The organism is Pseudarthrobacter sp. LMD1-1-1.1 (assembly GCF_040676255.1).
Lineage (GTDB): Bacteria > Actinomycetota > Actinomycetes > Actinomycetales > Micrococcaceae > Arthrobacter.
Genome location: NZ_JBEGHP010000023.1, coordinates 485,275 through 509,277 on the forward strand (window position 1 = coordinate 485,275; position 24,003 = coordinate 509,277).

At 67.7% G+C, this 24,003-nt stretch carries 22 protein-coding genes; 18 read left to right on the forward strand and 4 right to left on the reverse strand.

Features of this window, described 5'->3' with window-relative positions:
• Positions 1-74 precede the first annotated feature (74 nt).
• Entirely contained in the window at positions 75-698 is a 624-nt protein-coding gene (locus tag MRBLMD1_RS15795; RefSeq protein ID WP_364401471.1) for a TetR/AcrR family transcriptional regulator, read from the reverse strand.
• Positions 699-919: 221 nt separating this feature from the next.
• Between MRBLMD1_RS15795 and MRBLMD1_RS15800 the strand changes: the two genes are divergently transcribed.
• The 7 genes from MRBLMD1_RS15800 to MRBLMD1_RS15830 are packed head-to-tail and all read left to right on the forward strand — an operon-like array spanning position 920 to position 8,864.
• The gene (locus MRBLMD1_RS15800) at positions 920-2,527 is read left to right on the forward strand and encodes a carboxyl transferase domain-containing protein (protein WP_364401269.1); all 1,608 of its coding nucleotides are present in this window, start codon (positions 920-922) and stop codon (positions 2,525-2,527) included.
• Positions 2,528-2,558: 31 nt separating this feature from the next.
• Positions 2,559-4,730 (forward strand): biotin carboxylase N-terminal domain-containing protein, encoded by a 2,172-nt coding sequence (locus tag MRBLMD1_RS15805; protein ID WP_364401474.1) that lies wholly within the window; start codon positions 2,559-2,561, stop codon positions 4,728-4,730.
• A gap of 2 nt (positions 4,731-4,732) precedes the next feature.
• Positions 4,733-5,896 (forward strand): acyl-CoA dehydrogenase family protein, encoded by a 1,164-nt coding sequence (locus MRBLMD1_RS15810; RefSeq protein WP_364401271.1) that lies wholly within the window; start codon positions 4,733-4,735, stop codon positions 5,894-5,896.
• A gap of 20 nt (positions 5,897-5,916) precedes the next feature.
• Positions 5,917-6,681 carry a CoA transferase subunit A gene (locus MRBLMD1_RS15815; RefSeq protein ID WP_364401273.1) on the forward strand — a complete coding sequence of 255 codons (765 nt, stop codon included), beginning with the start codon at positions 5,917-5,919 and terminating at the stop codon, positions 6,679-6,681.
• Entirely contained in the window at positions 6,678-7,457 is a 780-nt protein-coding gene (locus MRBLMD1_RS15820; protein WP_414703700.1) for a CoA transferase subunit B, read from the forward strand. Before MRBLMD1_RS15815 ends, MRBLMD1_RS15820 begins: the two co-directional genes overlap by 4 nt.
• The gene (locus MRBLMD1_RS15825) at positions 7,454-8,020 is read left to right on the forward strand and encodes a MaoC family dehydratase (protein ID WP_224025573.1); all 567 of its coding nucleotides are present in this window, start codon (positions 7,454-7,456) and stop codon (positions 8,018-8,020) included. The genes MRBLMD1_RS15820 and MRBLMD1_RS15825 overlap by 4 nt, the downstream gene beginning before the upstream one ends.
• 4 nt (positions 8,021-8,024) lie before the next feature.
• Entirely contained in the window at positions 8,025-8,864 is an 840-nt protein-coding gene (locus tag MRBLMD1_RS15830; RefSeq protein WP_159632372.1) for an HpcH/HpaI aldolase/citrate lyase family protein, read from the forward strand.
• Here MRBLMD1_RS15830 and MRBLMD1_RS15835 read toward each other — a convergent pair whose 3' ends face one another.
• Positions 8,865-10,334 (reverse strand): lipase maturation factor family protein, encoded by a 1,470-nt coding sequence (locus tag MRBLMD1_RS15835; RefSeq protein ID WP_224027300.1) that lies wholly within the window; start codon positions 10,332-10,334, stop codon positions 8,865-8,867.
• A gap of 110 nt (positions 10,335-10,444) precedes the next feature.
• On the opposite strand from MRBLMD1_RS15835, the gene dxr reads away from it, so the two are divergent.
• The 11 genes from dxr to MRBLMD1_RS15890 all read left to right on the forward strand — a co-directional run bounded on the left by dxr (position 10,445) and on the right by MRBLMD1_RS15890 (position 22,128).
• Complete coding sequence (dxr, locus tag MRBLMD1_RS15840) at positions 10,445-11,629, forward strand: 1-deoxy-D-xylulose-5-phosphate reductoisomerase (protein WP_224025574.1); 1,185 nt, start codon at positions 10,445-10,447, stop codon at positions 11,627-11,629.
• A gap of 17 nt (positions 11,630-11,646) precedes the next feature.
• Positions 11,647-12,978: a M50 family metallopeptidase gene (locus tag MRBLMD1_RS15845; RefSeq protein WP_364401277.1), complete on the forward strand. Its 1,332-nt coding sequence runs from the start codon at positions 11,647-11,649 to the stop codon at positions 12,976-12,978.
• A gap of 77 nt (positions 12,979-13,055) precedes the next feature.
• Positions 13,056-13,838 carry a MarR family transcriptional regulator gene (locus MRBLMD1_RS15850; RefSeq protein WP_224025576.1) on the forward strand — a complete coding sequence of 261 codons (783 nt, stop codon included), beginning with the start codon at positions 13,056-13,058 and terminating at the stop codon, positions 13,836-13,838.
• The gene (locus MRBLMD1_RS15855) at positions 13,835-14,458 is read left to right on the forward strand and encodes a hypothetical protein (protein ID WP_364401280.1); all 624 of its coding nucleotides are present in this window, start codon (positions 13,835-13,837) and stop codon (positions 14,456-14,458) included. The genes MRBLMD1_RS15850 and MRBLMD1_RS15855 overlap by 4 nt, the downstream gene beginning before the upstream one ends.
• Before the next feature lie 97 nt (positions 14,459-14,555).
• Positions 14,556-14,849: a YciI family protein gene (locus MRBLMD1_RS15860; protein ID WP_224025578.1), complete on the forward strand. Its 294-nt coding sequence runs from the start codon at positions 14,556-14,558 to the stop codon at positions 14,847-14,849.
• A gap of 34 nt (positions 14,850-14,883) precedes the next feature.
• Positions 14,884-16,050, forward strand: a complete 1,167-nt coding sequence (gene ispG / locus MRBLMD1_RS15865; RefSeq protein WP_018771945.1) for a flavodoxin-dependent (E)-4-hydroxy-3-methylbut-2-enyl-diphosphate synthase — start codon at positions 14,884-14,886, stop codon at positions 16,048-16,050.
• A complete protein-coding gene (locus tag MRBLMD1_RS15870; RefSeq protein WP_159635612.1) occupies positions 16,013-16,903 on the forward strand; it encodes a GNAT family N-acetyltransferase in 891 nt (296 codons plus the stop codon). Before ispG ends, MRBLMD1_RS15870 begins: the two co-directional genes overlap by 38 nt.
• A 39-nt stretch (positions 16,904-16,942) precedes the next feature.
• Positions 16,943-17,704 carry a hypothetical protein gene (locus tag MRBLMD1_RS15875; RefSeq protein ID WP_364401284.1) on the forward strand — a complete coding sequence of 254 codons (762 nt, stop codon included), beginning with the start codon at positions 16,943-16,945 and terminating at the stop codon, positions 17,702-17,704.
• Between the two features lie 373 nt (positions 17,705-18,077).
• On the forward strand, positions 18,078-19,889 hold the full coding sequence (locus MRBLMD1_RS15880) for a proline--tRNA ligase (protein ID WP_364401287.1): 1,812 nt from the start codon (positions 18,078-18,080) through the stop codon (positions 19,887-19,889).
• The gene (locus MRBLMD1_RS15885; RefSeq protein ID WP_324644678.1) at positions 19,886-20,680 is read left to right on the forward strand and encodes a sulfite exporter TauE/SafE family protein; all 795 of its coding nucleotides are present in this window, start codon (positions 19,886-19,888) and stop codon (positions 20,678-20,680) included. The genes MRBLMD1_RS15880 and MRBLMD1_RS15885 overlap by 4 nt, the downstream gene beginning before the upstream one ends.
• A 56-nt stretch (positions 20,681-20,736) precedes the next feature.
• Complete coding sequence (locus tag MRBLMD1_RS15890) at positions 20,737-22,128, forward strand: pyridoxal phosphate-dependent decarboxylase family protein (RefSeq protein ID WP_364401291.1); 1,392 nt, start codon at positions 20,737-20,739, stop codon at positions 22,126-22,128.
• 43 nt (positions 22,129-22,171) lie between these two features.
• On the opposite strand, the gene MRBLMD1_RS15895 is transcribed toward MRBLMD1_RS15890, so the two are convergent.
• Both MRBLMD1_RS15895 and MRBLMD1_RS15900 read right to left on the reverse strand, forming a co-directional pair.
• Positions 22,172-23,227 (reverse strand): aminoglycoside phosphotransferase family protein, encoded by a 1,056-nt coding sequence (locus tag MRBLMD1_RS15895; protein WP_364401294.1) that lies wholly within the window; start codon positions 23,225-23,227, stop codon positions 22,172-22,174.
• The gene (locus MRBLMD1_RS15900; protein WP_159632363.1) at positions 23,220-23,987 is read right to left on the reverse strand and encodes a VIT1/CCC1 transporter family protein; all 768 of its coding nucleotides are present in this window, start codon (positions 23,985-23,987) and stop codon (positions 23,220-23,222) included. Before MRBLMD1_RS15900 ends, MRBLMD1_RS15895 begins: the two co-directional genes overlap by 8 nt.
• Positions 23,988-24,003: the final 16 nt, after the last annotated feature.

The window sequence follows — 24,003 nt, forward strand, 5'->3', positions numbered from 1 at the left end:
CCCGCATAAGCGGTGCTGCCAGGGGCCGGTTGTGCTGCCAGGGGCCGCTCGTGTGGTGCCGAGTGCCGGGCGGGTCAGGCCGAGGGTACGGTCAGGGCGGCGAGCGCCATCCGTTCCAGCAAGGGACGGGCGACGCCGGCAGCCATGCGCCTGCCATGGCTGCGGACCGAGTGCGGGGTGGAGTTGATCAGGCCGAATGTGGCATGGGCGCGCATCCGCAGCTCAGCGTGGTCGGTCGCGGGATGGACCTTGGCCAGGACGTCCACCCACACCTCCACGTAGCTGCGCTGCAGTGTGCGTACGGCCAGCTGGTCCTGCTCGGACAGGTTGGTGAAGTCCCGGTCCTGCACCCGGATCACGTCCGGTTTGCCGAGGGCGAAATCCACCTGGAACTCCACCAGCTGACGGAGCGCGGCCTGGGGGTCGGCAGTACGCTCCACCACCTGGCGGCCGCCGTCGAGCAGTTCCTGGCTCACCGTGACCAGCAAGTCCGCCAGGACTGCCTGCTTGCCCGGAAAGTGGCGGTACACCGCAGGTCCGCTGACGCCTGCCGCCGCGCCAAGGTCCTCCAGCGAGACCCGGTTGAAGCCGTTGGCCGCGAACAGCGAGGCAGCAGCGGACAGCAAAGCCTGCCGCCGGTTCTCCTTGGCCCTGCCGCGCTGGGTTGTTGGCGTGGGGGGAGTGGCGGCCTGGGCCATGGGGGCCTGGGCTGTGGTGGCTTGGACTGCAGGGGCTTGGGCGGCAGGGGCCGGCTGCGCTGTATTGCTGGACACTTTTCCTCCTTGAGCCAGCCCAGAGTCTAGCAACGCAGCGATGTGTTGGACATCACAGTTAATCGAGACTAACCTGAATTTCAGTTATTAGTCACTAACCGAGTTGGCCTGGCGGCCGCCCGGACCCACACAAGGACGGAACGTCGATGGAGACCCTGGCCACCCGGCTCGACCCGGCAAGCGAGTCCTTCCGCACCAACCGGGACGAGCAGCTCTCGCTCGCCGGGGAGCTGCGGAAGAAGCTGGCGGATGCGGCGCTGGGCGGGCCCCAAAAGTCGCGGGACCGCCACGTGGCCCGGGGCAAGCTGCTGCCGCGGGACCGGATCGACCAACTGCTGGATGACGGCAGCCCCTTCCTGGAAATTGCGCCCCTTGCGGCCAACGGGATGTACGGTGACGACGCACCCGGCGCAGGAGTGATCGCCGGAATCGGCCTGGTGCATGGCCGCCACGTCCTGGTGATCTCCAACGACGCAACCGTCAAGGGCGGAACCTATTACCCCATGACGGTGAAGAAGCACCTCCGCGCCCAGGAGATCGCGCTGGAAAACCGGCTGCCCTGCATCTACCTGGTGGACTCGGGAGGCGCCTTCCTGCCCAAGCAGGACGAGGTGTTCCCGGACAAGGAGCACTTCGGCCGGATCTTCTACAACCAGGCGCGACTCTCGGCGGCCAAGATCCCGCAACTGGCCGCCGTCATGGGCTCCTGCACGGCCGGCGGAGCCTACGTCCCCGCGATGAGCGACGAGACCGTCATTGTCCGGAACCAGGGCACCATCTTCCTGGGCGGCCCGCCGCTGGTAAAGGCAGCCATCGGGGAAATCGTCACCGCCGAGGAGCTGGGCGGCGGCGAGGTGCACTCCCGGGTCTCCGGAGTGACGGACCACCTGGCCGAAAACGACGAACATGCCCTCCAGATCATCAGGGACATCGTTGCCACCCTGCCGCCTCCCGCCGCACCGGCCTGGCAGGTGGAACCCGCCGTCGAACCGGCAGCGGACCCCGAAGGCCTCTACGGCGCCGTGCCCACGGACGTCAACGCACCTTACGACGTCCATGAAGTCATCGCCCGCCTGGTGGACGGCAGCAGGTTCCACGAGTTCAAAAAGGACTACGGCACCACCCTGGTCACGGGATTCGCCCGGATCGACGGACACCCCGTGGGCATCGTGGCCAACAACGGCGTGCTGTTCAGCGAGTCATCGCTCAAGGGCGCGCATTTCATTGAGCTGTGCGACCAGCGCGGCATCCCGCTGCTGTTCCTGCAGAACATCTCCGGCTTCATGGTGGGCCGGGACGCCGAGCAGGGCGGCATCGCCAAAAACGGGGCCAAGATGGTGACCGCCGTTGCCACTGCCCGCGTCCCCAAGCTGACAGTGGTCATCGGCGGCTCCTTTGGCGCCGGCAACTACTCCATGTGCGGCCGTGCATACTCGCCGCGGTTCCTGTGGATGTGGCCTGCTGCCCGGATCTCGGTCATGGGCGGAAACCAGGCGGCCGGCGTGCTGGCCACCGTGAAGCGGGACCAGTACGAAGCGGCGGGGGAGGAATGGGCGGCCGAGGACGAGGAAGCCTTCAAAGCGCCCATCCGCCGGCAGTACGAGGACCAGGGCAGTCCCTACTACTCCACCGCCCGGCTGTGGGACGACGGTGTCATCGACCCCGCCGATACGCGCACCGTCCTGGGCCTGGCGCTTGATGTCGTCTCCCGCACCCCCTTGCCGGAGACCTCCTTCGGCCTCTTCCGGATGTGAGCCAGCAATGACCATGCAGACCAATACCGCCATGCACCAAGGCCCTACCGGCGCCCAGGCCGGAGAAGCCGGCACCGGGCCCCTCTTCAGCGCCGTCCTGGTGGCCAACCGTGGTGAAATTGCGTGCCGCGTCATCCGCACGCTGCGGCTCCTGGGAATCCGGTCGGTCGCGGTCTACAGCGATGCCGACGCCGGCGCCCGCCACGTGCGCGAGGCTGACACTGCCGTGCGCATTGGCCCTGCCGCGGCAACCGAAAGCTACCTCAGCATCGACGCCATCCTGGCGGCGTGCCGGCAGTCAGGCGCTGACGCGGTCCACCCCGGTTACGGCTTCCTGAGCGAAAATGCGGACTTCGCCCGTGCCCTCGAAAAAGCCGGCATTGCCTTCATCGGTCCCGGCGTGGAAGCCCTGGACGTCATGGGCGACAAGATCCGCGCCAAGAACCATGTGGCAGGGTATGGCGTGCCAGTGGTCCCCGGCATTGCCAGGCCCGGCATGACGGACAGCGAACTGGTGGACGCTGCTGCCGCCGTCGGCTATCCCCTCCTGATCAAGCCCTCTGCCGGCGGGGGCGGCAAAGGCATGCACGTCGTCGAAAAGCAGGCGGACCTGGCCGCCGCCCTGGCCACCGCACGGCGTGTGGCCGCAGCCGCCTTCGGGGACGACACCCTGTTCCTGGAGCGACTGGTGACCACACCGCGGCATATCGAGGTGCAGGTGCTGGCGGACGGCCACGGCAACGTCATCCACCTCGGCGAACGCGAATGCTCCCTGCAGCGGCGGCACCAGAAAGTCATCGAGGAAGCCCCTTCGCCCCTGCTGGAAAGCCTTCCCAACGGTGCGGACGTCCGTGCTCGGATCGGCGAGGCCGCCTGCAACGCTGCCCGCAGCGTGAACTACACCGGGGCAGGAACCGTGGAGTTCCTGGTCTCGGACAATGCGCCGGATGAGTTCTTCTTCATGGAGATGAACACCCGGCTGCAGGTGGAGCACCCTGTCACGGAGATGGTCACCGGAATCGACCTGGTGGAATGGCAGGTGCGGATCGCCGCCGGTGAGCCGCTGACCGTCCGGCAGGCTGACGTCAGCCTTTCCGGCCATGCGGTGGAGGCACGGGTCTACGCCGAGGTGCCGGAGAAGAACTTCCTCCCGTCCACCGGGACGGTCCTCCAGCTGGACGAACTGCCGGACGCAACGGACAGCCGCGTCCGGGTGGATTCATCCCTGGTGGAGGGCCTGGAGCTCTCCGCGAATTACGACCCCATGATCTCGAAGGTGATCGCCTGGGGCAGGGACCGCACTGAGGCCCTGGAATCCCTTGACGCGGCGCTGGCCGGCTACACGGCGCTGGGCATTGAGACCAACGTCGAGTACCTGCGGCTCCTGGTCAACGATTCCGATGTCCGCGCCGGGCACCTGGACACCGGGCTGATCGAACGGAAGCAGCCGGCGCTTGAATTCCGGCGCGTCGGCACCCCCGAACTGGTGGCCGCCGCCCTGTACGCCCTCACCCGGGAGGCGCAGGACCACCCCGCGCCGCCCGGCGGACCGTGGCAGGCCCGCAGCGGGTGGCGCCTTGGTGCGCCCGCGCCGCGCCGGATCAGCCTGGGAACGCCCGACGGCGGTGTGGCAACAGTGCAGGTCAGCGGAAGCCCCACCGGCGCCGACACTGCCGTGGTTGCTGTTGACGGCGGCGCCCGGCAGGCCGCCGCGCTGCGCTTGGCGCAGGACGGCAGCGCAGTCCTGACCCTTGGCGGGGAGGCACGGGAGTACCAGGTGGCCGTACCGCCCGGGCAGCCGCTCCAGCTCTTCCTCGGCAACGGCGGCTGGTCCTGCCGGCTGGAACTCCTGACCCGTGAAGCACGGCTGGAACGGGTACTGGCAGCCGTGCAGCGCCAGGAAGGTGCGGCGGACCCCGAGGTGCGCTCGCCCATGCCGGGAACCGTGGTGGCCGTCCCGGTCAGCGACGGGGATGCGGTGGAGGCCGGGGAGGTCCTGGTGTCCGTGGAGGCCATGAAGATGGAGCACCACCTGGTGGCCCCCCTGGCAGGAACGGTCCACCTGGCCGCCCGCACCGGTGACCTTGTGAAGGCGGATCAGATCCTGGCCACCATCCACCCCCATCCCACCGGTGCGGAACCCGCTTCCACGGACACCGACGCAGACGCAGACACAGACACCCAGCAAGGCGAAGGAGCCTGACCATGACCGGTTTTGAACTTACCGAGGAATACCAGGACCTCAGCGACACCGTTCGCGACTTCGCGGACAACGTGGTGGCCCCGGTCTCCGCCAAGCACGACGAAGAGCACAGCTTCCCCTATGAAGTGGTGAAGCAGATGGCGGAGATGGGCCTGTTCGGGCTGCCGTTCCCGGAGGAGTATGGCGGCATGGGCGGGGACTATTTTGCCCTGGCGCTCGCGCTGGAGCAGCTGGGCCGTGTGGACCAGTCCGTCGCCATCACCCTGGAGGCCGGCGTGTCCCTCGGTGCCATGCCGGTGTACCGGTTCGGCACGGACGCACAGAAACAGGAATGGCTGCCCATGCTGGCGTCCGGCCAGGCGCTCGCCGGGTTCGGGCTCACCGAACCCGAAGCAGGCTCCGACGCCGGCGGCACCAAGACCCACGCCCGGCGGGAGGACGGCCACTGGGTCATCAACGGCAACAAGGAGTTCATCACCAACTCCGGAACCGACATCACCCGGTTGGTCACCGTCACGGCGGTTACCGGGCAGAAGGAGCGCGAAGACGGGTCCATCCAAAAAGAGATTTCCACCATCCTGGTACCCACCGACACACCCGGCTTCAAGGCGGAAAAGCCCTACAACAAGGTGGGCTGGAACGCCTCGGACACCCACCCCCTCACCTTGAAGGACGTCCGGGTGCCGGAGGAAAACCTGCTGGGCGCCGAGGGGCGCGGTTACGCCAACTTCCTGTCCATCCTGGACGAGGGCCGGATCGCCATCGCCGCACTGGCCACCGGTGCCGCCCAGGGCTGCGTTGACCTGTCCGTCAAATACGCCCGCGAGCGCCGGGCGTTCGGTCACGAAATCGGCAAGTACCAGGCCATTTCGTTCAAGATCGCCCGGATGGAAGCGCGGGCGCACACGGCCCGCCTGGCCTACTACGACGCGGCCGCAAGGATGCTGGCCGGCAAGCCGTTCAAGACCCAGGCGGCCATCGCTAAGATGGTCGCAGGCGAGGCGGCCATGGACAATGCGCGGGATGCCACCCAGGTGTTCGGCGGCTATGGCTTCATCAACGAGTTCACCGTGGCACGCCACTACCGCGACTCCAAGATCCTTGAAGTGGGGGAGGGCACCACGGAGGTCCAGCTGATGCTGATCGCCCGCGAACTGGGACTCTAGCCGGCCCGAAAGGATCAATGATGATTGACAAGGTTGTTGCCAGTGCAGACCAAGCCGTTGCGGACATCCCCGACGGCGCGTCGCTGGCCGTGGGCGGGTTCGGGCTCTGCGGAATTCCGGTGGCCCTGATCGACGCCCTCCACCGGGCCGGCACCTCGGGGCTGGAAACCGTCAGCAACAACTGCGGCGTGGACGACTGGGGCCTCGGCATCCTGCTCCGTGACGGCCGCATCCGCCGCACCATCAGCTCCTACGTAGGCGAAAACAAGGAGTTCGCCCGCCAGTTCCTGGCCGGCGAGCTCGAGGTGGTGCTCACCCCGCAGGGCACGCTGGCGGAAAAACTGCGGGCCGGTGGGGCCGGGATTCCGGCGTTCTACACCAAGGCAGGGGTCGGCACGCAGGTGTCCGACGGCGGCCTGCCGCAGAAGTACGACGCCAACGGCGGGATCGCGGTTGCTTCCGCCCCGAAGGAAGTGCGCTCCTTCGGGGGAGTGGACTACGTCCTGGAAGAGTCACTCACACCTGACTTCGGGTTGGTGCACGCGTGGAAGGGCGACCGGCACGGCAACCTGGTCTTCCACGCCACCGCCATGAACTTCAACCCGCTGTGCGCCATGGCAGGGCGCATCACCATCGCCGAGGTGGAGGAACTTGTGGAGCCCGGCGAACTGGACCCCGAACATATCCACACCCCCGGGATTTTCGTCCAGCGGGTGGTCCTGGCCCAGGACGGGGAAAAACGGATCGAAAAGCGGACGGTGGCACTCAACCAGGCAGGAGCATGACCATGGATCCCAACAGCCCCGAAGCGCCCCGGCCCGAAGCCGTACGCCCGGAATACCGGCGGGCCGGTTCCCGGCAGTATTCCGGCCCCGGTGACTCCACATCGGCGGAAACCAAAGGCTGGACCCGCAACGAACTCGCGGCACGCGTAGCCAGGGAACTCCGCAACGGCCAGTACGTGAATTTGGGCATCGGGATGCCCACCCTGATCCCCAACTACATCCCGGCGGGCGTGGAAGTGGTGCTGCACTCCGAGAACGGGATCCTCGGCGTCGGGCCCTACCCCACAGAGGATGCCATCGATCCCGACCTGATCAACGCCGGCAAGGAGACCGTCACCGTCAACAGGGGAGCGGCGTTCTTCGACTCGGCCACGTCCTTCGGCATGATCCGCGGCGGCCACGTTGACGTGGCCGTGCTCGGCGCCATGGAGGTGGCCGCCAACGGTGACCTGGCCAACTGGATGATCCCGGGAAAGATGGTCAAGGGCATGGGCGGGGCCATGGACCTGGTGTTCGGGGCCAAGCGCGTGATCGTGATGATGGAACACGTCGACCGCAACGGCAACCCCAAGATCGTCCAGGAATGCTCGCTCCCGCTGACCGGGAAGGGCTGCGTGGACCGGATCATCACGGACCTGGCCGTCATCGACGTCGTCCGGGACGGCAGCGGATCGCGGCTGGTCCTGAGCGAACTGGCCCCCAACGTCTCCGTGGAGGATGTAGTGGCCGCCACCGGTGCGGACCTGTTTGAGGAAGACCGGGAACTCACCGTATGACCGGCAGCAACCCCACGGACGGCAACCCCGCGGACCGTAAACCCACGGAAGACGGCGGCCGGCGGGTCATCGAGCAGCGCGGGCTGTACTTCGACGAACTTGAGGACGGCCTGGTGTATGCGCACCGTCCGGGCCGGACGGTGACGGAGACGGACAACGTCCTCTTCAGCACCCTGACCATGAACACCCAGGCGCTGCACCTGGACGCCGCCTGGAGCGCCGGCCAGCCCTTTGGGCAGCGGCTCATGAACTCCATGTTCACCCTGGCCACCATGGTGGGCCAGTCCGTCACCCAGCTGACCCAGGGGACCATCATCGCCCAGCTGGGCCTGACGGACGTTTCCTTCCCGCACCCGCTGTATCACGGGGACACGCTGTATACGGAGACAGTCGTCACCGGCAGGAGGCTTTCGGCCTCACGCCCGGGCCAGGGCATCGTTACCATGGAGCACACCGGCCGCAACCAGGACGGCGCCGTGGTGGCACGTGCCACCCGCAGTTGCCTGATGTGGACCCGGGAGGCACATCAGAACGCGCAGAGCAGCCAAAACGTCGGAGAATAGCCTTATGACCTTTGTGATGGGCCCCGCCCTGCTCTTCTGCCCCGCCGACCGTCCCGAGCGCTACCAAAAGGCCGCCGCCCGCGCGGACGCCGTCATACTGGACCTCGAAGACGCGGTGGCGCCGGCAGACAAGCAGCGGGCCCGCGGCGCCATCCTGGCCCAGCTGGGCACCACCGGCGTGGAGCCCGAGCTTGAGCCCAGCTGCACCATTGTCAGGGTCAACCCCGTGGGCACCGAGGACTTCGAAAAAGACCTGCACTGCCTGGCGCACACGCCCTACCGCACCGTGATGCTGGCCAAGGCAGAATCGGCCGACCAGCTCAAGGCGCTGGAGGGATACCAGGTCATTGCGCTGTGCGAAACGGCGGTGGGCGTCCTCAACGCCCCGGCGATCGCCGCGGCGCCGAATGTGGTGGGCCTGATGTGGGGGGCTGAGGACCTGCTGGCTTCCCTGGGCGGCACGTCCAGCCGGACGGACGACGGCGGCTACCGGGCAGTGGCCCTGCACGCCCGCTCGTCAGTGCTCCTGGCAGCGCGGGCGCACGGCAAGGAAGCAGTGGACGCCGTGTACACCACCATCCCGGACCTCGACGGGCTGGCTGCTGAAGCGGCCGACGCCGTGGCCTCCGGCTTCAGCTCCAAGGCCTGCATCCATCCCAGCCAGGCAGCCGTGGTCCGCAAGGCCTATGCGCCCTCGGACGATGAGGTGGCCGCAGCCACCGCCCTGCTGGACGCTGCCGCGTCGGCGGGCTCCGGGGTCTTCAAGTACCAGGGCAAAATGATCGACGGCCCCATCCTCAAGCACGCCCAGGAGATCGTCCGGCGCGCTGCCGTGGAGGCATAACTACCGTTGCCATCCCTCCGGCCGCCGGAGGGACGTGGCCGGGATCGGCTCATACAGCAGCGTCCGCACCCAGCGGTTCCCTGTTTCCCGGAACTCCTTCCGGCTGGCGAAGCGGTAATGGAAACTGCGCACGCGCACCCAGCGTGGCGCGGCGCCGTCGAACGGGTCCTTCCGCAGCAGCCGCAGCATCTGCCGGTCCGCCGCCAGCAGCTTGCCCAGGAAGGCGTAGAACCATTCCTCGTGCACGGTCCGCAGCGGCAGGAACCACATCAGCCAGTCCAGCCGCAGGTGGTACGGGGCCCACTGCCGCGGAATCCGGCGCACGTCCCCCGGCTTGCCCTTGAAGCCGTACTCGCGCCAGTCCGAACTGTCACCGGGGTCCTCGTCCAGCGTGCCCTCCACCACGATCTCGATGCGCTGCTTGGTCACCGTGCCAAACGCGCCGTAGGCGTTGACCAGCTGCCACCGGTTGAAGCTGGCGTTCATCAGCTGCCGGCGGGAGAAGAGGTTCCGCAGCGGCCAGTAGCTCAGCACCAGCAGCAGGACCGACGCCGCCAAGGTCACGGCCAGCCACCACAGCGGGGTTTCCGGCCGGGCACCCGCGGCGGCATTCCAGTCCGCGGGGATGGCGGGGATCACGGCGTGCGCCACGGGGTCGCTGACCGCCGCGAACGCCAGCACGATCGCCATCCAGTTCAGCCAGGCGAAGTTGCCGCTGGCCACCAGCCACAGCTGGGTCACCACCACCACTCCCGCCGCGACGCTTGCCACGGGCTGGGGTGCGAACAGCAGGAACGGCACCACCAGCTGGGCGATGTGGTTGCCCACCACCTCGATCCGGTGCAGCGGCCTGGGCAGCAGGTGGGCCTGCCGGCTCAACGGCCCGGGCATGGGCTGGGTTTCGTGGTGGTAGTACAGGGCGGTCAGGTCGCGCCACTCCCTGCCGCCGCGGATCTTGATCATTCCCGCGCCGAACTCCAGCCGGAACACCAGCCACACGGTCAGGATCAGGATGGTCCGGGGCGGCTCCGTCTGGTTGGAACCCAGGAAGCCCACCGTGAAACCCGCCTCCAGGAGCAGCATTTCCCAGCCGAACCCGTAGAAGGTCTGGCCCACGTTCACGATGGACATGTACAGCAGCCACAGGGCCAGGAACGCAAGCAGCGGCACCCAGGGCGGGCCCAGCTGCGGGATTCCGGCCACCAGCAGCGCCGACACCACCAGCCCTGCGGCGCAGACTCCGCGCAGCAGCCCGTCCGAGTACCGCCAGCGGAACAGCGTAGGCCGGCGAAAGCGGGGGAACGCGGACAGGAACCCGGGCACCGGGAGGAGGCCGCGCTCGCCGAGCAGGGCGGGGAACTGGTTCATCGTTGACAGGAACGCAACAAAATACAGCGCCGCCACACCCCGTTGCAGCACCTGCCGGGCGAACCCGTATTCCGGCGCGTCAAACCACCACAGCCAGTCCACGGATTCCACGTTACGCCCGGTCACGCGGGGGTCAAGGTGCACCATCGGGCCCGGGCGGAGCAGGGCCAGGGGCGTCAAAGGGGCCCGGACGGGTGCGGGATACTTAACCCATGCAGCCACGCAGAATCGTCCTCCTCGGATCCACCGGTTCCATCGGCACCCAGGCGATTGACGTCGTCGACGGCGCCCCGCACCTGTTCGAGGTGGTGGCGCTCAGTGCCGGGGGCGGCAACCTGGAACTCCTGGCGCAGCAGGCGGTCCACACCGGCGCCGCGGCGGTGGGGATTGCCGGCGGAGATCCTGCCCGGCTGGCGGCGCTGATCAGCGACGCCGCCGCTGCGGCAGGCCGCCAGGGGTACCGGCCGGAGATCGTGGCGGGCCCGGACGCGTCCGCCCGCATCGCCGCGATTGAGGCGGACGTGGTGCTCAACGGCATCACCGGATCCATCGGCCTGGCACCCACGCTCGCGGCCCTCAAGTCCGGGGCCACCCTTGCCCTTGCCAACAAGGAGTCCCTGATCGTAGGCGGCAGCCTGGTCAAGGCCGCAGCCCGCGAAGGCCAGATCGTCCCCGTCGATTCGGAGCACTCCGCCATCGCCCAATGCCTGCGCTCCGGCACTGCCGATGAGGTGGACAAGCTCATCCTCACAGCTTCAGGAGGACCGTTCCGGGGCAGGAGCCGGGAAGAGCTCCACGCCGTCACCCCCCGGGAAGCCCTGGCCCACCCCACCTGGGACATGGGCGTCATGGTCACCACCAACTCGGCCACCCTGGTGAACAAAGGCCTGGAAGTCATCGAGGCCCACCTGCTGTTCGACATTCCCCTGGACCGGATCGACGTCGTCGTGCACCCCCAGTCCGTGGTCCATTCCATGGTCCAGTTCGTGGACGGCTCCACCATCGCCCAGGCGTCCCCGCCCGACATGCGCCTGCCCATTGCCCTGGGGCTCGGCTGGCCGGCGCGCGTGCCCAACGCCGCCGTCCCGTGCGACTGGACCCAGGCCGCCACCTGGACCTTCGAACCGCTGGACACGGATGCCTTTCCCGCCGTCGGGCTGGCCAAGGACGCCGCCAAGCAGGGGAGCACCTACCCTGCTGTCTTCAATGCGGCCAACGAGGAAGCGGTCACGGCGTTCCATGCCGGCCGGATCCGTTTCACCGACATCGTCGACACCGTGGACAGTGTGCTCAGCGAACACTCAGGTTCCTCCGGGCTGACGGTGGAATCCGTGCTGGATGCTGAAAGCTGGGCACGCGCCCGGGCCCACGAACGTTTAGCAGTCAGCAGTCTCTAGGAAGCAGCAGCACCTCCATGACCCCTGTCCTACTTTTCATCCTCGGCGTTGTCTTCGTCGCCCTTGGCATCGCCGTGTCCATTGCGCTCCACGAAGTGGGCCACCTGGTCCCCGCCAAGCTCTTCAAGGTCCGCGTCACCAAGTACATGATCGGGTTCGGCCCCACACTGTGGTCGCGCCGAAAGGGCGAAACCGAATACGGCGTGAAGGCCGTGCCGCTGGGCGGCTACGTCTCCATGATCGGCATGTATCCGCCGAACAAGGAGGACGGCTCGGTCCGGCCTTCGAGCACCGGCATGTTCCAGACGCTGGCCACCGAGGCCCGTTCCATGGCCCACGAGGAAGTGGGGCCCGGCGACGAAAACCGGGTCTTCTACCGCCTGCCGGTCTGGAAGAAGGTCATCGTGATGCTGGGCGGCCCGGCCATGAACATGATCCTTGGCGTGCTGCTCACCGCCGTTCTGCTGATGGGCTTCGGCGTGGCGACGGCCACCACCACCATTTCCGACGTCTCCAAGTGCCAGGTAGCCGCAGGGCAGACCGTCGACCCCGATTCCACCGACTGCCAGCTGACGCCCGCCGCCGCGGCCGGCCTGAAGCCCAATGACACCATCACCTCCTTCGACGGCAAACCTGTCACCAGGTGGGACCAGCTGACGGAATGGATCCGCGCTTCCGCCGGCAAGGAAGTCTCCATTACGGTGCAGCGGGACGGCAACCCGGTATCCACCACCGTGACCCCCGTCCTGTCGGCCCGGCCGGTCATGGGAACCGACGGTCGCCAGGCCACCGACGCCGCCGGCAACCTCCAGTACCAGGACGTCGGATTCCTTGGCATCGGCGCGCAGACGGCGCTGGTGCCCCAGCCGGCGTCGTCCGTCCTGCCCATGGCGGGGGAGAACATCCGCCAGGTGGCCGGTGTTGTCTTCAACCTGCCTGCCCGCGTGGTGGGCGTGGCCAAGGCTGCGTTCAGCGAAGAGCCGCGCGACCCCAACGGGCCCATCAGCGTGGTTGGCGTGGGCAGGGTTGCAGGCGAGGTGGCAGCCATGGAGGCCGTGCCGATGCAGTCCCGGGTGGCAACCCTCGTCGGACTGCTGGCCGGCCTGAACTTCGCACTTGCGGTGTTCAACCTGGTCCCGCTCCTCCCACTTGACGGCGGCCACGTTGCGGGCGCCCTGTACGAGGGCGTCCGGCGCCGGGTGGCAAAGCTGCGCGGGCGGCCGGATCCCGGGGCCTTCGACATCGCCAAACTGCTTCCCGTCACGTACGTGGTCGCGGCGCTGTTGATGGGCATGAGCGCGTTGTTGATCTACGCGGACATCGTCAAGCCGGTCAACCTGTTCGGATAATCGCCCCATATCGGTTGACTTTCAAAAATCAGCCAAATCTGATTGATTGATCACTCTCAACCGCCTATGGTTGAGAGATGTTCGTCATGACCATCGACCAGCGCGGAAGTACCGGTGACCAGGACCGTGTACCGGCCCTGCTGGACCAGCTTGCCGGCCTTGAGCTGCCCAACCCGGAACAGCCGGTCTTCGAGCGCTCCGTAGGGGATGAAGTCCAGGGAGTGGTCCGGGACGCCTCCGCCGTGGTGGAGATAGCCCTGCACGCGCTCCGCGGCGGCCACTGGTACATAGGCATTGGCGTTGGGACCGTGGTCCTGCCGCCCCACGCCAGTCCCCGGGAAGGAACCGGAACGGCCTTTGTTGCCGCGCGGAAGGCTGTTGAGCTTGCCAAGGGCGCCGGTTCCCAGGTGCCGTTGTCGGTGGTGCCCGGCATCATGGCAGGGGAAGCGGCCAAAGGTGTCGCTGCAGCGGAGGGGGTGCAGGCTTGTGCCAATGCGGAGGCGGTGCTCCGGCTGCTGGGCCGGCTTGTCCAGGACCGCACGGAAGCGCAGTGGCGGGTGGTGGACGCCCTGCGCCGCCTGGGCGCGCGGGGCCAGGGCCAGGGCCGGCACGGAAGCCAGAAGCACGTGGCGCTTGAACTCGGAATTTCGGAGCAGTCGGTGAGCCGTACCGTGCTTCGCTCCGGGTGGCAGGAAGAATGGGCAGCCAGGCCGGCCGCGTCCATGCTCCTTGGTTTTGCCGACTCCCGGGTTGGCCAGGCCGAAAAGGATGTCCCTGCGCAGCAACAGCAGCAGGCGCCTGCGCAGCGGCAGGGGCCTGGGCAGCGAAAGCCGGCGGACCGGATTGAAGGAGACACGTGACCGCACTGTGGGTGGCAGTGGCCTTGCTGGTGGCGGGCTTTGCCGGCTGGCCGGTCACTGCGCTGGTGTTCAAGCTCGCCCGGACCATCGACGACAAGGCAGATGCCGCCAAGGCCGCGGAGGAAGCCCGGGCGGCGGAAGAGGACCCGTCGGCTGACGTCACCGTCGATGACCCTTCCCCTGCATCCCCGGGGTCGCGCGGAGGCACCGTACCGGCGGCGGGCGCAGACCCGGCTCCTGACGCAGACCCGGTTCCTGACGCAGACCCGGCTCGTGACGCTGCCGGGGGTGCAGGCAACCAGGCAGTGGACAGTGAGCTGACCGCTACTCCCGGCCGGCCGGCGTCGAACGGTCCCGCAGCCGGACCCGCTGCACCCAGCCAGCGCATCCTGCGCGGCGGGGCCATCATCGGCGTGCTGGAGCGGCTGGGGGTGTGCCTTGCCATCCTTACCGGCCAGCCCGTGGCCATCGCCTACATCGTTGCGATCAAGGGCCTGGGCAGGTTCGCCGAGCTGAAGGAGACGCCGGTGGCCGCTGAGCGTTTCATCATCGGGACCCTCACTTCCATGCTCTGGGCCGCCGGCACCGCGGCCGCGGTCAAAGTCCTCTTCCTGCACTGACCGCAGCCCCCTGGGCGCAGTCCGCTCCGTCCCGGCACATCCTCCGGCATTGGGGATTGGGACGGTACCAGGGCGGCCATGGCGATAGGGTAGCGGTATGACAGTTTTTGCCGTTGAGTACGTTTATGCCGCCAACTCCACCGAAACCCGCAATGAGGTCCGCCCCGCGCACCGGGAATGGACAGGCGGCCTGGCACAGGACAGCGTCATCGTGGCCAGCGGCCCCTACGGCGACGGCGCGGGTGCCCTGCTGATCTTCAAGGCGTCAGATGAAGGCGCCCTCAACTCGATCCTCAAGCAGGACCCTTTCGCCGAAGCCGGTGTGATCGCCGGAACCCGCATCACCGAATGGTCTCCGGTAACCGGCATGCTGGCCGGGATTGCCGCGTAGCCGCCTTTTTACCCTTTCAACTCAAGGAGTCCACGTGACCTCGGTCAGCCTGGGAATGCCGTCAGCACCACCGCCCGTCCTTGCCCCCCGCCGCAAGACGCGCCAAATCAAGGTCGGCTCGGTAGGCGTCGGATCTGATTTCCCCATCAGCGTGCAGTCCATGACCACCACGCCCACCACGGATATCAACGCCACCCTGCAGCAAATCGCCGAGCTCACGGCGTCCGGCTGCGACATTGTCCGCGTGGCCTGCCCGTCCGCCGACGATGCCGAGGCGCTGCCCATCATCGCCCGGAAATCACAGATCCCGGTCATCGCGGACATCCACTTCCAGCCCAAGTACGTCTTCGCAGCCATCGAGGCCGGCTGTGCGGCAGTGCGCGTGAACCCCGGAAACATCCGCAAGTTCGATGACCAGGTCAAGGAGATCGCCGCCGCCGCCAAGGACCACGGCACCTCCATCCGCATCGGGGTCAACGCGGGCTCCCTGGAGCCGGGCATCCTCAAGAAGTACGGCAAGGCCACCCCCGAAGCGCTGGTTGAGTCAGCGGTGTGGGAAGCCTCACTCTTCGAGGAACACGGCTTCCACGACTTCAAGATCTCCGTAAAGCACAACGACCCCGTGATCATGGTGGCCGCCTACGAGATGCTCGCGGAAAAAGGCGACTGGCCCCTGCACCTGGGCGTCACCGAAGCCGGCCCCGCCTTCCAGGGGACCATCAAGTCCGCCACGGCCTTCGGGGCGCTCCTCTCTCGCGGCATCGGCGACACCATCCGGGTGTCCCTCTCCGCGCCGCCGGTGGAGGAGATCAAGGTGGGCAACCAGATCCTCCAGTCGCTGAACCTGCGCCCTCGCAAGCTTGAAATTGTGTCCTGCCCTTCCTGCGGCCGTGCCCAGGTTGACGTGTACACTCTCGCAGAACAGGTCACCGCCGGGCTGGAAGGGATGGAGATCCCGCTGCGCGTGGCAGTCATGGGCTGCGTCGTCAACGGCCCCGGTGAGGCCCGCGAAGCTGATCTTGGTGTTGCCTCCGGCAACGGCAAGGGCCAGATCTTCGTGAAGGGCGAGGTCATCAAGACTGTTCCCGAGAGCGCAATTGTTGAGACACTGATCGAAGAGGCTATGCGTATCGCGGAAGAGATGGGGGAGGCCGATGGCGAAGATGCTGTCAAGGGTAGCCCCGTGGTTAGCGTCTCGTAAGGACGCGGCGGACCCCGCGGGTCTTTCTGTCCGTACCCTCGACGGCCAGGACACCCCCGCGCTGACATCGCTCGCCGGGCAGGACCCGGTAACCAACGTATTCATCCTGGCGCATCTTCGTGCCACGGGAACGGCGGCACCCACCAGCGGCGGTGCCGGGGTCATCGGCGTTTTCGACGACGGCATCCTTGCAGGTGCGTGCTGGGCCGGAGCCAACCTGGTTCCGGTCCAGCTCGATCCCGCCCTGGCCCCCCTGGTGGCCGAGGCCGCCAACAGCTCCGGGCGCCGGTATGCGTCCGCCTTCGGTCCGGCGGATGCGGTGCTGGCGCTCCATGCCGAACTGGCGGAGCTCGGCCACCGTGCCCACGAGGTCCGGGCGGACCAGCCACTGATGGTCATTGAGGGACCGCCCCTGGTGCAGCCCGATCCCGGCCTGGCCCTGGGGAACCTGGCCGACTTCGACCGCATCCTCCCGGCCTGCGCCGCCATGTTCGAGGAGGAGGTGGGCTACTCGCCCTACCTTGGCGGCAGGGAGTTCTACAGCCGCCGCGTCGAGGGCCTCATCCGGCAGGGTCATTCCATGGTCCACCTCAATGACGCGGGGGAGGTGGTCTTTAAAGCCGAGCTGGGGGCGGTCACGGACGATGTCACCCAGGTCCAGGGGGTCTGGATGAACCCGGTCTTCCGCGGCCAGGGGTTGAGTGCCGGCTACATGTCGGCAGTCGTGGAAAAGGCCCAGCAGATAGCACCCGTGACCAGCCTTTATGTCAACGGCTTCAACACCAGGGCAAGATCCACGTACGAACGCGTCGGCTTCCGCCAGGTGGGCACCTTCGCTACAGTTCTCTTCTAGCCGGCGGTCGCCGGTTCCAAGCAGAATATTGGGGGAAAAGTGAAGACATCGGTGCTGGGAACTTTCGGGGCGTCAGTCCTTTTGGCCGTAGCAGTTTCTGCGTGTGGGGGTCCCGGGCCGCAGGCCGCAGAGTCCTCACCGGCACCGTCCGCGGGCTCCGGCACCACAGCCGCCGCGCCCACCGCCACGGCAACTCCTACGCCAACCCCGACGGCGAAAGCATACACGGCCGAAGAGCTGGCTGCCATAGTGGGCCAGGTGCGGGACGCGGCCGACCGGAGGCTGACCGTCCTGCCCAGTGCCGATATCAACACCACGCTGGAGCAGACGAAGTCGATGCTTGCCTCCATCGACGTCAAGCCGGAGGAGTGCAAGGCGCTGGCTGCCGCAAGCACCGTGCCTTCGGTCGACGGAGCAGCCATGGCGGTGGGCATGAGCAATGATGCGTCCACAGGCGCTGTCACTGCCCTGTCTTTGGTTGCCGGCCTGGACCAAAGCTTCCTCAGCAAGGTTGCCGACCCATCGGAGCAGCTGGCGAAGTGCTCTTCAATGACCATGACTGCCTCGGGAATGGACGTCTCGGTCACCATCACGCCGGTGGACGCCGGCACGCAGCCCGGTGCGGTCGCCTACCGCACGGACAGTGCCCTGCCGGACGGCCGCACCCAGTCCACCATCACGGCGCAACTGGTCCGCCAGGGCGTGGTGCTCACCTCGGTTGCGTCCGGCGGCGCAAGCGAGGCCGACGCCGTCCGTCGGGCAGGTGCGCTCCTTGACTCCGCGGCCGCCCTGGTGAAGTAACAACAGGCAAAGGCAGTAACAACCGGCGGCAAACACGGGGCAAGCGGATTCCCAAAATAAAAACACTTGTCAAACGTGTGCACGATCACATAAGTTCGATCTAGCTGCGCTGGAAGTGGGGTGGGCGGTCTCACCAGTCCTCACCAGTACTCAGGCGATAACGGCGTTGAGCCACGCCCGGATGCGATGACCAGCCCTATTGGGGGGCCAGGGGCTTTGTATTCCCGGGCGTGGCTCTACTGTGTCCGGGGGTGGTCCCTGGTGCTCCCGCCACCGCCAGTAAGTCCCGCCGGTTGAGTGCCGGTAGATTAGTACCCAGACGAATTTGTCCGGCCCTGCTGACCCAGCACTTCCCCAGAAACGGATACCACCCGTGGTCCTACGACTGTCCCAGCTTTTCCTGCGCACGCTGCGCGAAGACCCCGTCGACGCCGAGGTTGCCAGCCACAAACTCCTGGTCCGCGCCGGCTATATCCGCCGCGCCGCCCCCGGCATCTACACTTGGCTGCCGCTGGGGCTCAGCGTCCTGCGCAAGGTCGAGGAAATCATCCGCGAGGAAATGACGGCCATCGGAGCCCAGGAAGTCCACTTCCCGGCCCTGCTGCCCCGGGAACCGTATGAGGCCACCAACCGCTGGACCGAATACGGCGAGGGACTGTTCCGGCTGCAGGACCGCAAGGGCGCCGACTACCTGCTGGCCCCCACGCACGAGGAAATGTTCACGCTCCTGGTCAAGGACCTGTACTCGTCCTACAAGGACCTGCCGCTGAGCCTGTACCAGATCCAGAACAAGTACCGCGACGAGGCACGTCCCCGGGCAGGGCTCCTCCGCGGCCGTGAGTTCATCATGAAGGATTCCTACTCCTTCGACGTCGACGACGCCGGCCTGGATGCCAGCTACGCAGCGCACCGCGCCGCCTACCTGAAGATCTTCGAGCGCCTCGGACTCGAAGTTGTGCCGGTAGCGGCCACTGCCGGCGCCATGGGCGGATCCAGGAGCGAGGAATTCCTGTTCCCCACCGAGATCGGCGAGGACACCTTCGTCCGCTCCGCAGGCGGCTACGCGGCCAACGTGGAGGCTGTCACCACGGTGGTCCCCGACCCGATCGACTTCACCAATGCTCCGGCCGCGGAAGTCCTGGACACCCCGGACACGCCCACCATCGAGACCCTCGTTGCCGCGTCCAACCAGATTGCCCCGCGGGCAGAGGCCGACGGCGGCGCCTGGACTGCCGCCGACACGCTCAAGAACGTGGTCCTCGCCGTCACGCTGCCCACCGGTGAGCGTCAGCTGGTGGTCATCGGCGTTCCCGGCGACCGCGCAGTGGACCTCAAGCGCGTCGAAGCCAACATCGGCGCCTTCCTGCCCATCGCGGGCGAGATCGGACTTGAGCAGGCGGGCGATGAGGACCTGAAGAAGCAGCCGCTGATCGTCAAGGGCTACCTGGGCCCGGGCCTTTCCCTGGACCAGGCCCTCCTCGGCGCCGAGAGCGCCACAAAGCTCCTCTACCTGGTGGACCCGCGCGTGGTCAGCGGCACCGCCTGGATCACCGGTGCCAACGAGGCCGGCAAGCACGTCTTCGGTTTGGTCGCGGGCCGCGACTTTTCCTGGGACGGCGTGATCGAGTGCACCGAAGTCCGCGCCGGCGATCCTTCGCCGGACGGCTCCGGCCCCCTGGAAACCGCCCGCGGCATCGAAATGGGCCACATCTTCCAGCTGGGCCGCAAGTACGCCGAAGCCCTGGACCTCAAGGTGCTGGACCAGAACGGCAAGCAGGTAGTGGTCACCATGGGTTCCTACGGCGTCGGCGTAACCCGGGCCGTGGCAGCCCTGGCCGAAGCCAACCACGATGACCGCGGCCTGGTCTGGCCCCGCACCGTGGCACCTGCCGACGTGCATGTGGTGGCCGTGGGCCGCGGCGAGGAGATCTTCCAGGCAGCGGAGAAACTCTCGGCAGACCTTGAAGCGGCAGGCCTGTCGGTCATCTACGACGACCGTCCCAAGGTCTCGCCCGGCGTGAAGTTCGGCGACGCGGAACTGGTGGGCGTGCCCACCATCCTCGCCGTGGGCCGCGGGCTGGTGGACGGTGTGGTGGAAATCAAGGACCGCCGCAGCGGTGAAGCCGAGAACATCGAGGTGGACAAGGCCGTCGACTACGTGGTCAACGCCGTCCGCAACCAGTGATCTCCGGCTTCGAATCGATCCAGCTCACCACCATCATCCTGATCGTGGTGGCTGGATTCGCAGCCGGCTGGGTTGACGCGGTGGTGGGCGGCGGGGGCCTTATCCAGCTTCCCGCACTGCTGCTGGTTCCCGGCATCGCGCCGGTCCAGGCGCTGGCCACCAACAAGATGGGCTCCATCTTCGGGACCGCCACCAGCGCCGCCACGTACTACCGGAGGGTCGGGCCGGACCTTCGGACGGCCGTCCCCATGGCCGTCATAGCCCTCGCGGGCAGCTTCGGCGGGGCGAGCCTGGCGGCCACCCTGCCTGCCGGGGTCTTCAAGCCCATCATCGTGGTGGCGCTGGTCGCCGTCGCGCTTTTCACCGCCCTCAAACCCAGCGTCGGCGAGCTGACGGCACTGCGGCACGAAGGCCACCGGCACTATGTGGTGGCCTGCCTCATCGGTGCGGTGATCGGGTTCTATGACGGACTCATCGGCCCCGGGACGGGGTCCTTCCTGGTCATCGCACTGGTGTCCGCCATGGGGTATGCGTTCCTGGAAGCGAGCGCCAAGGCCAAGATCGTGAACATGGCCACCAACGCCGGGGCGCTGCTGTTCTTCCTCCCGCACGGCTCCATCCTGTGGGGCATCGGCCTGCTGCTCGGGGCAGCGAACATGGCCGGAGGCTATCTGGGCGCCCGGACCGCCGTGCAGCAGGGCAGCAAGTTTGTCCGGGTGGTCTTCCTGGTGGTTGTCGGGGCCTTGATCGTCAAGCTCGGCTACGACGTCTGGCAGGAGAACTTCGCCTGACCCCGGCCCGGAAACTGGTTCTCGTGACCCGGGCGTGCCCGGCGTAGCATGCAGGTATGGCACACGGCGACGACGGGTATGCCGCGGCGTTGGCAGCCGCAGCAGGGCATTCGCAGGCCTGGCTGGCCAGCCTCCGGGACCGCCCTGTAGGCCCCCGCGTGCCTGCCTCTAATCTTGCCGGCGTGTTTGGCGGGCCGCTGCCCGCAGCAGGCATGCCCGCTGCTGAGGTGATCGATTTCCTGGCCACGCAGGCCGAGCCCGGGCTTATGGCCATGCCCTCGGGCCGGTTCTTCGGCTGGGTCATCGGCGGCACCCTGCCCGCTGCCCTGGCCTCAGACTGGCTGGTGAGCGCCTGGGACCAGAACGCCGGTCTCCGCTACGCGACCCCGGCGACGGCAGCCATCGAGGAAGCCGCCGGTCAATGGGTGCTGGAGCTGCTGGGGCTGCCGCAGGAGGCCGACGTCGGCTTCGTCAACGGCGCCACCATGGCAAACTTCACCGGCATGGCCGCTGCCCGGTGGCGGTTACTCGCGGACGCAAGCTGGGACCTGGACCGGGACGGCCTGTCCGGTGCACCCCGGATCCGCTGCTTCGTGGGACGGGAACGGCACGACACCGTGGACCTTGGCCTGCGCTACCTGGGCCTTGGCAAGCCAAGGGAGGTCGACGCCGACGGCCAGGGCCGCCTTGTCCCTGCAGCGCTCGACGTGGCCCTTGCCGACGGCTCCGGACCCGCTTTGGTGTGCCTCCAGGCCGGCAACCTGCACTCGGGTGCCTTTGATCCCTTTGCCGAGGCCATCGCCGTCGCACGCAAACATGGCGCATGGGTGCACATCGATGGTGCCTTCGGCCTGTGGGCCGCCGCGGTGCCGGAACTGCGGCACCTTACCCAGGGGTTTGAAGAGGCGGATTCGTGGGGCACGGATGCCCACAAGACCCTGAACGTACCGTACGACTGCGGCATCGCCATCGTCCGGGACCCGTCGGCATTGAGGGCTGCGATGGGGCTGCATGCGAGCTACCTGGTGCATGACGCCGAAGGCCCGGGCGACCCTTTCGAAAAGGTCCCGGAGCTGTCCCGGCGCGCACGGGGAGTGCCGGTCTGGGCGGCCCTGAAAAGCCTGGGCCGCGAGGGGGTGGCCGCGCAGGTGGGAGGCATGGCTGCAGCCGCCACAGCCATTGCGGAGGGGATGGCAGGGCTCGACGGCGTCGAGGTGGTCAACGACGTCGGCTACACCCAGGTGTCCCTTGCCTTCGGAGACGACGAGACCACCCGCAAGGTCACCGCCCGCATCATCGAGGAGGGAAAGGTCTGGATGTCCGGTTCCCGGTGGCGCGACCGCGACATCCTCCGGGTTTCGGTGAGCAACTGGCAGACGGCCGGGGAAGACGTAGCCACGGCCGTGGGAGCCGTCCGGAACGCCCTCGCCGCCGTCCGGAACCCCTGACCATCCAGCACCAGTGCCCGCCTTCCGGCAGCAGGGCGGGACCCTATCCGCCCTGCCCAGGTTCCGGCAGCGAATGGGGATGCGGCAGGCCCTCCAGGGTGTTTCCGGCGAGGGTGCTGGCTACCCAAAGCGACCGCGCCAGGTCACCCCTATGGCCCTTCCCGGCATACCACAGCGCGTTTTCCACCTCCCTGGCGATGCCCCATTCCCTGGCCGCGTCCGGGTCCAGCCCGGCGGCGGTGCTGAAATCGTGGCAGCGGCCGAGGAGCGCTGGAGCGGGCCGGGCCGCGGGCAGGTCTCCCAGGCGGTTCCAGAGCAGCGGCGCAACCGCGAACTCGGGCTCACCGATCATGGGCTGGGGGTCGATCGCCGCATAGCCGGCCGCGGCTGCCTCCGCTGTTCCAGGCCGGGCCAGGATGTTCAGGAAATGCAGGTCCGTGTGGACCAGGAGATCCCGGCCGGACCGGCGTCCCACCGCGCCGCGTGTCTGGCACACCTCCAGCGCCGCTTCCAACAGCCACCGGGGAAACGGCCGTCCCATTTGTTCCCAGTCCGCGGGCAGGTCATCGCTCCATTGTTCGGCCCGGGCAGCTATGTGGGTGAACTCCTGCCATTCCGGGCGGTGGTCCGGGACGAGTCCCAGCTGACGCACCAATCCGCCCCACACCTGCGCTGCCTCATCCAGCGGCAGGTCCGCCAATGACCGGCCGGCGTCGAGGCGCTCCAGGAGCATGGCACAGGATCCGCTGTCCGAGGCCAGCAGGAGGACGGCACCGCGGCCGTCCCAGAGCGCCAGCGCATGCCGCTCCACCGTGGCCTCATCGTGGGGAAAAGCGATTTTGAGGGCTGCCGGCGAGCCGTCATCCTGCCGTACCGGCACGACCAGGCCGCCGTGGCCGCTCCAGGGGAAGCAGCCCGGCGCCAGGTCAACCTCCAGATGCCACTGTTCCAGGCGCTCGGCCAGCAGGCGCGGAAGACTGCCCAGCCAGGCCCGTCCCGCACTGCTGCGGGCATAGCGGGAAGCAAGGTCAGGGGGAACGGGAACGGCAGCCGGCACGGCGCCCGATGACAAGGCGCCGGGCACTACGGGATCAGACAACACCGGAGGCGCCGAGCAGGTTGCCGATCACGAACGTTGCCGCGAGGGCCAGGGCGCCGCCCACCACCACCCGGACAGCTGCCCTGGTTTTCGAGCCGCCGCCAATCCAGGCACCGAGTGCACCTGTCAACGCCAGGGCCACCAGCACCGATATGAACGTCAGCGGGACCCGGATCCCTGGCGGTGGCAGCAGGATGGCCAGCATGGGCAGGATGGCGCCAATGGTGAAGGCAATGGCCGAGGCGAAAGCCGCGTGCCAGGGGCTGACAATGTCCGCTTCGTCGATGTTGAGCTCGGCGGACAGGTGCGCTGCCAGGACATCATGGGCCGTAAGCTCGCTGGCGACCTTGGCCGCCGTCTCCGGGGTGAGGCCCTTGGCCTGGTAGATGGCGGTCAGCTCAGCCAGTTCCGCTTCCGGGTCCTCCGCCAGCTCGCGGCGCTCCTTCTCGATCAGCGCCCGCTGGCTGTCGCTTTGGCTGCTGACGGAAACATATTCGCCCAGCGCCATGGACACCGCACCGCCCACCACCCCGGCTACGCCCGCCGTGAGGATGGGGCCCAGCTCGGCGGTGGCCCCGGCCACGCCCACGACGATGGCGGCAACGGAGACGATGCCGTCGTTGGCGCCCAGGACACCGGCGCGCAGCCAGTTCAGCCGGTGCGCTGTATCGTCGCCGTGCGGCTCAGTCTCCAGGTGGCGGTTCAGGTCCGGGCCGGCTGCATTGGTCCCCGGGGCATCGGCCGGTTCGTCCGCGTTCATCCCTTCAGCAAACCAC

What these genes read in the sequence shown, in the direction of transcription:
- MRBLMD1_RS15795 (WP_364401471.1), bottom strand. Translation starts at nt 698, where the DNA reads ATGGCCCAGGCCGCCACTCCCCCCACGCCAACAACCCAGCGCGGCAGG.
- MRBLMD1_RS15800 (WP_364401269.1), top strand. Translation starts at nt 920, where the DNA reads ATGGAGACCCTGGCCACCCGGCTCGACCCGGCAAGCGAGTCCTTCCGC.
- MRBLMD1_RS15805 (WP_364401474.1), top strand. Translation starts at nt 2,559, where the DNA reads ATGCACCAAGGCCCTACCGGCGCCCAGGCCGGAGAAGCCGGCACCGGG.
- MRBLMD1_RS15810 (WP_364401271.1), top strand. Translation starts at nt 4,733, where the DNA reads ATGACCGGTTTTGAACTTACCGAGGAATACCAGGACCTCAGCGACACC.
- MRBLMD1_RS15815 (WP_364401273.1), top strand. Translation starts at nt 5,917, where the DNA reads ATGATTGACAAGGTTGTTGCCAGTGCAGACCAAGCCGTTGCGGACATC.
- MRBLMD1_RS15820 (WP_414703700.1), top strand. Translation starts at nt 6,678, where the DNA reads ATGACCATGGATCCCAACAGCCCCGAAGCGCCCCGGCCCGAAGCCGTA.
- MRBLMD1_RS15825 (WP_224025573.1), top strand. Translation starts at nt 7,454, where the DNA reads ATGACCGGCAGCAACCCCACGGACGGCAACCCCGCGGACCGTAAACCC.
- MRBLMD1_RS15830 (WP_159632372.1), top strand. Translation starts at nt 8,025, where the DNA reads ATGACCTTTGTGATGGGCCCCGCCCTGCTCTTCTGCCCCGCCGACCGT.
- dxr (WP_224025574.1), top strand. Translation starts at nt 10,445, where the DNA reads ATGCAGCCACGCAGAATCGTCCTCCTCGGATCCACCGGTTCCATCGGC.
- MRBLMD1_RS15845 (WP_364401277.1), top strand. Translation starts at nt 11,647, where the DNA reads ATGACCCCTGTCCTACTTTTCATCCTCGGCGTTGTCTTCGTCGCCCTT.
- MRBLMD1_RS15850 (WP_224025576.1), top strand. Translation starts at nt 13,056, where the DNA reads ATGTTCGTCATGACCATCGACCAGCGCGGAAGTACCGGTGACCAGGAC.
- MRBLMD1_RS15860 (WP_224025578.1), top strand. Translation starts at nt 14,556, where the DNA reads ATGACAGTTTTTGCCGTTGAGTACGTTTATGCCGCCAACTCCACCGAA.
- MRBLMD1_RS15870 (WP_159635612.1), top strand. Translation starts at nt 16,013, where the DNA reads ATGCTGTCAAGGGTAGCCCCGTGGTTAGCGTCTCGTAAGGACGCGGCG.
- MRBLMD1_RS15890 (WP_364401291.1), top strand. Translation starts at nt 20,737, where the DNA reads ATGGCACACGGCGACGACGGGTATGCCGCGGCGTTGGCAGCCGCAGCA.
- MRBLMD1_RS15900 (WP_159632363.1), bottom strand. Translation starts at nt 23,987, where the DNA reads ATGAACGCGGACGAACCGGCCGATGCCCCGGGGACCAATGCAGCCGGC.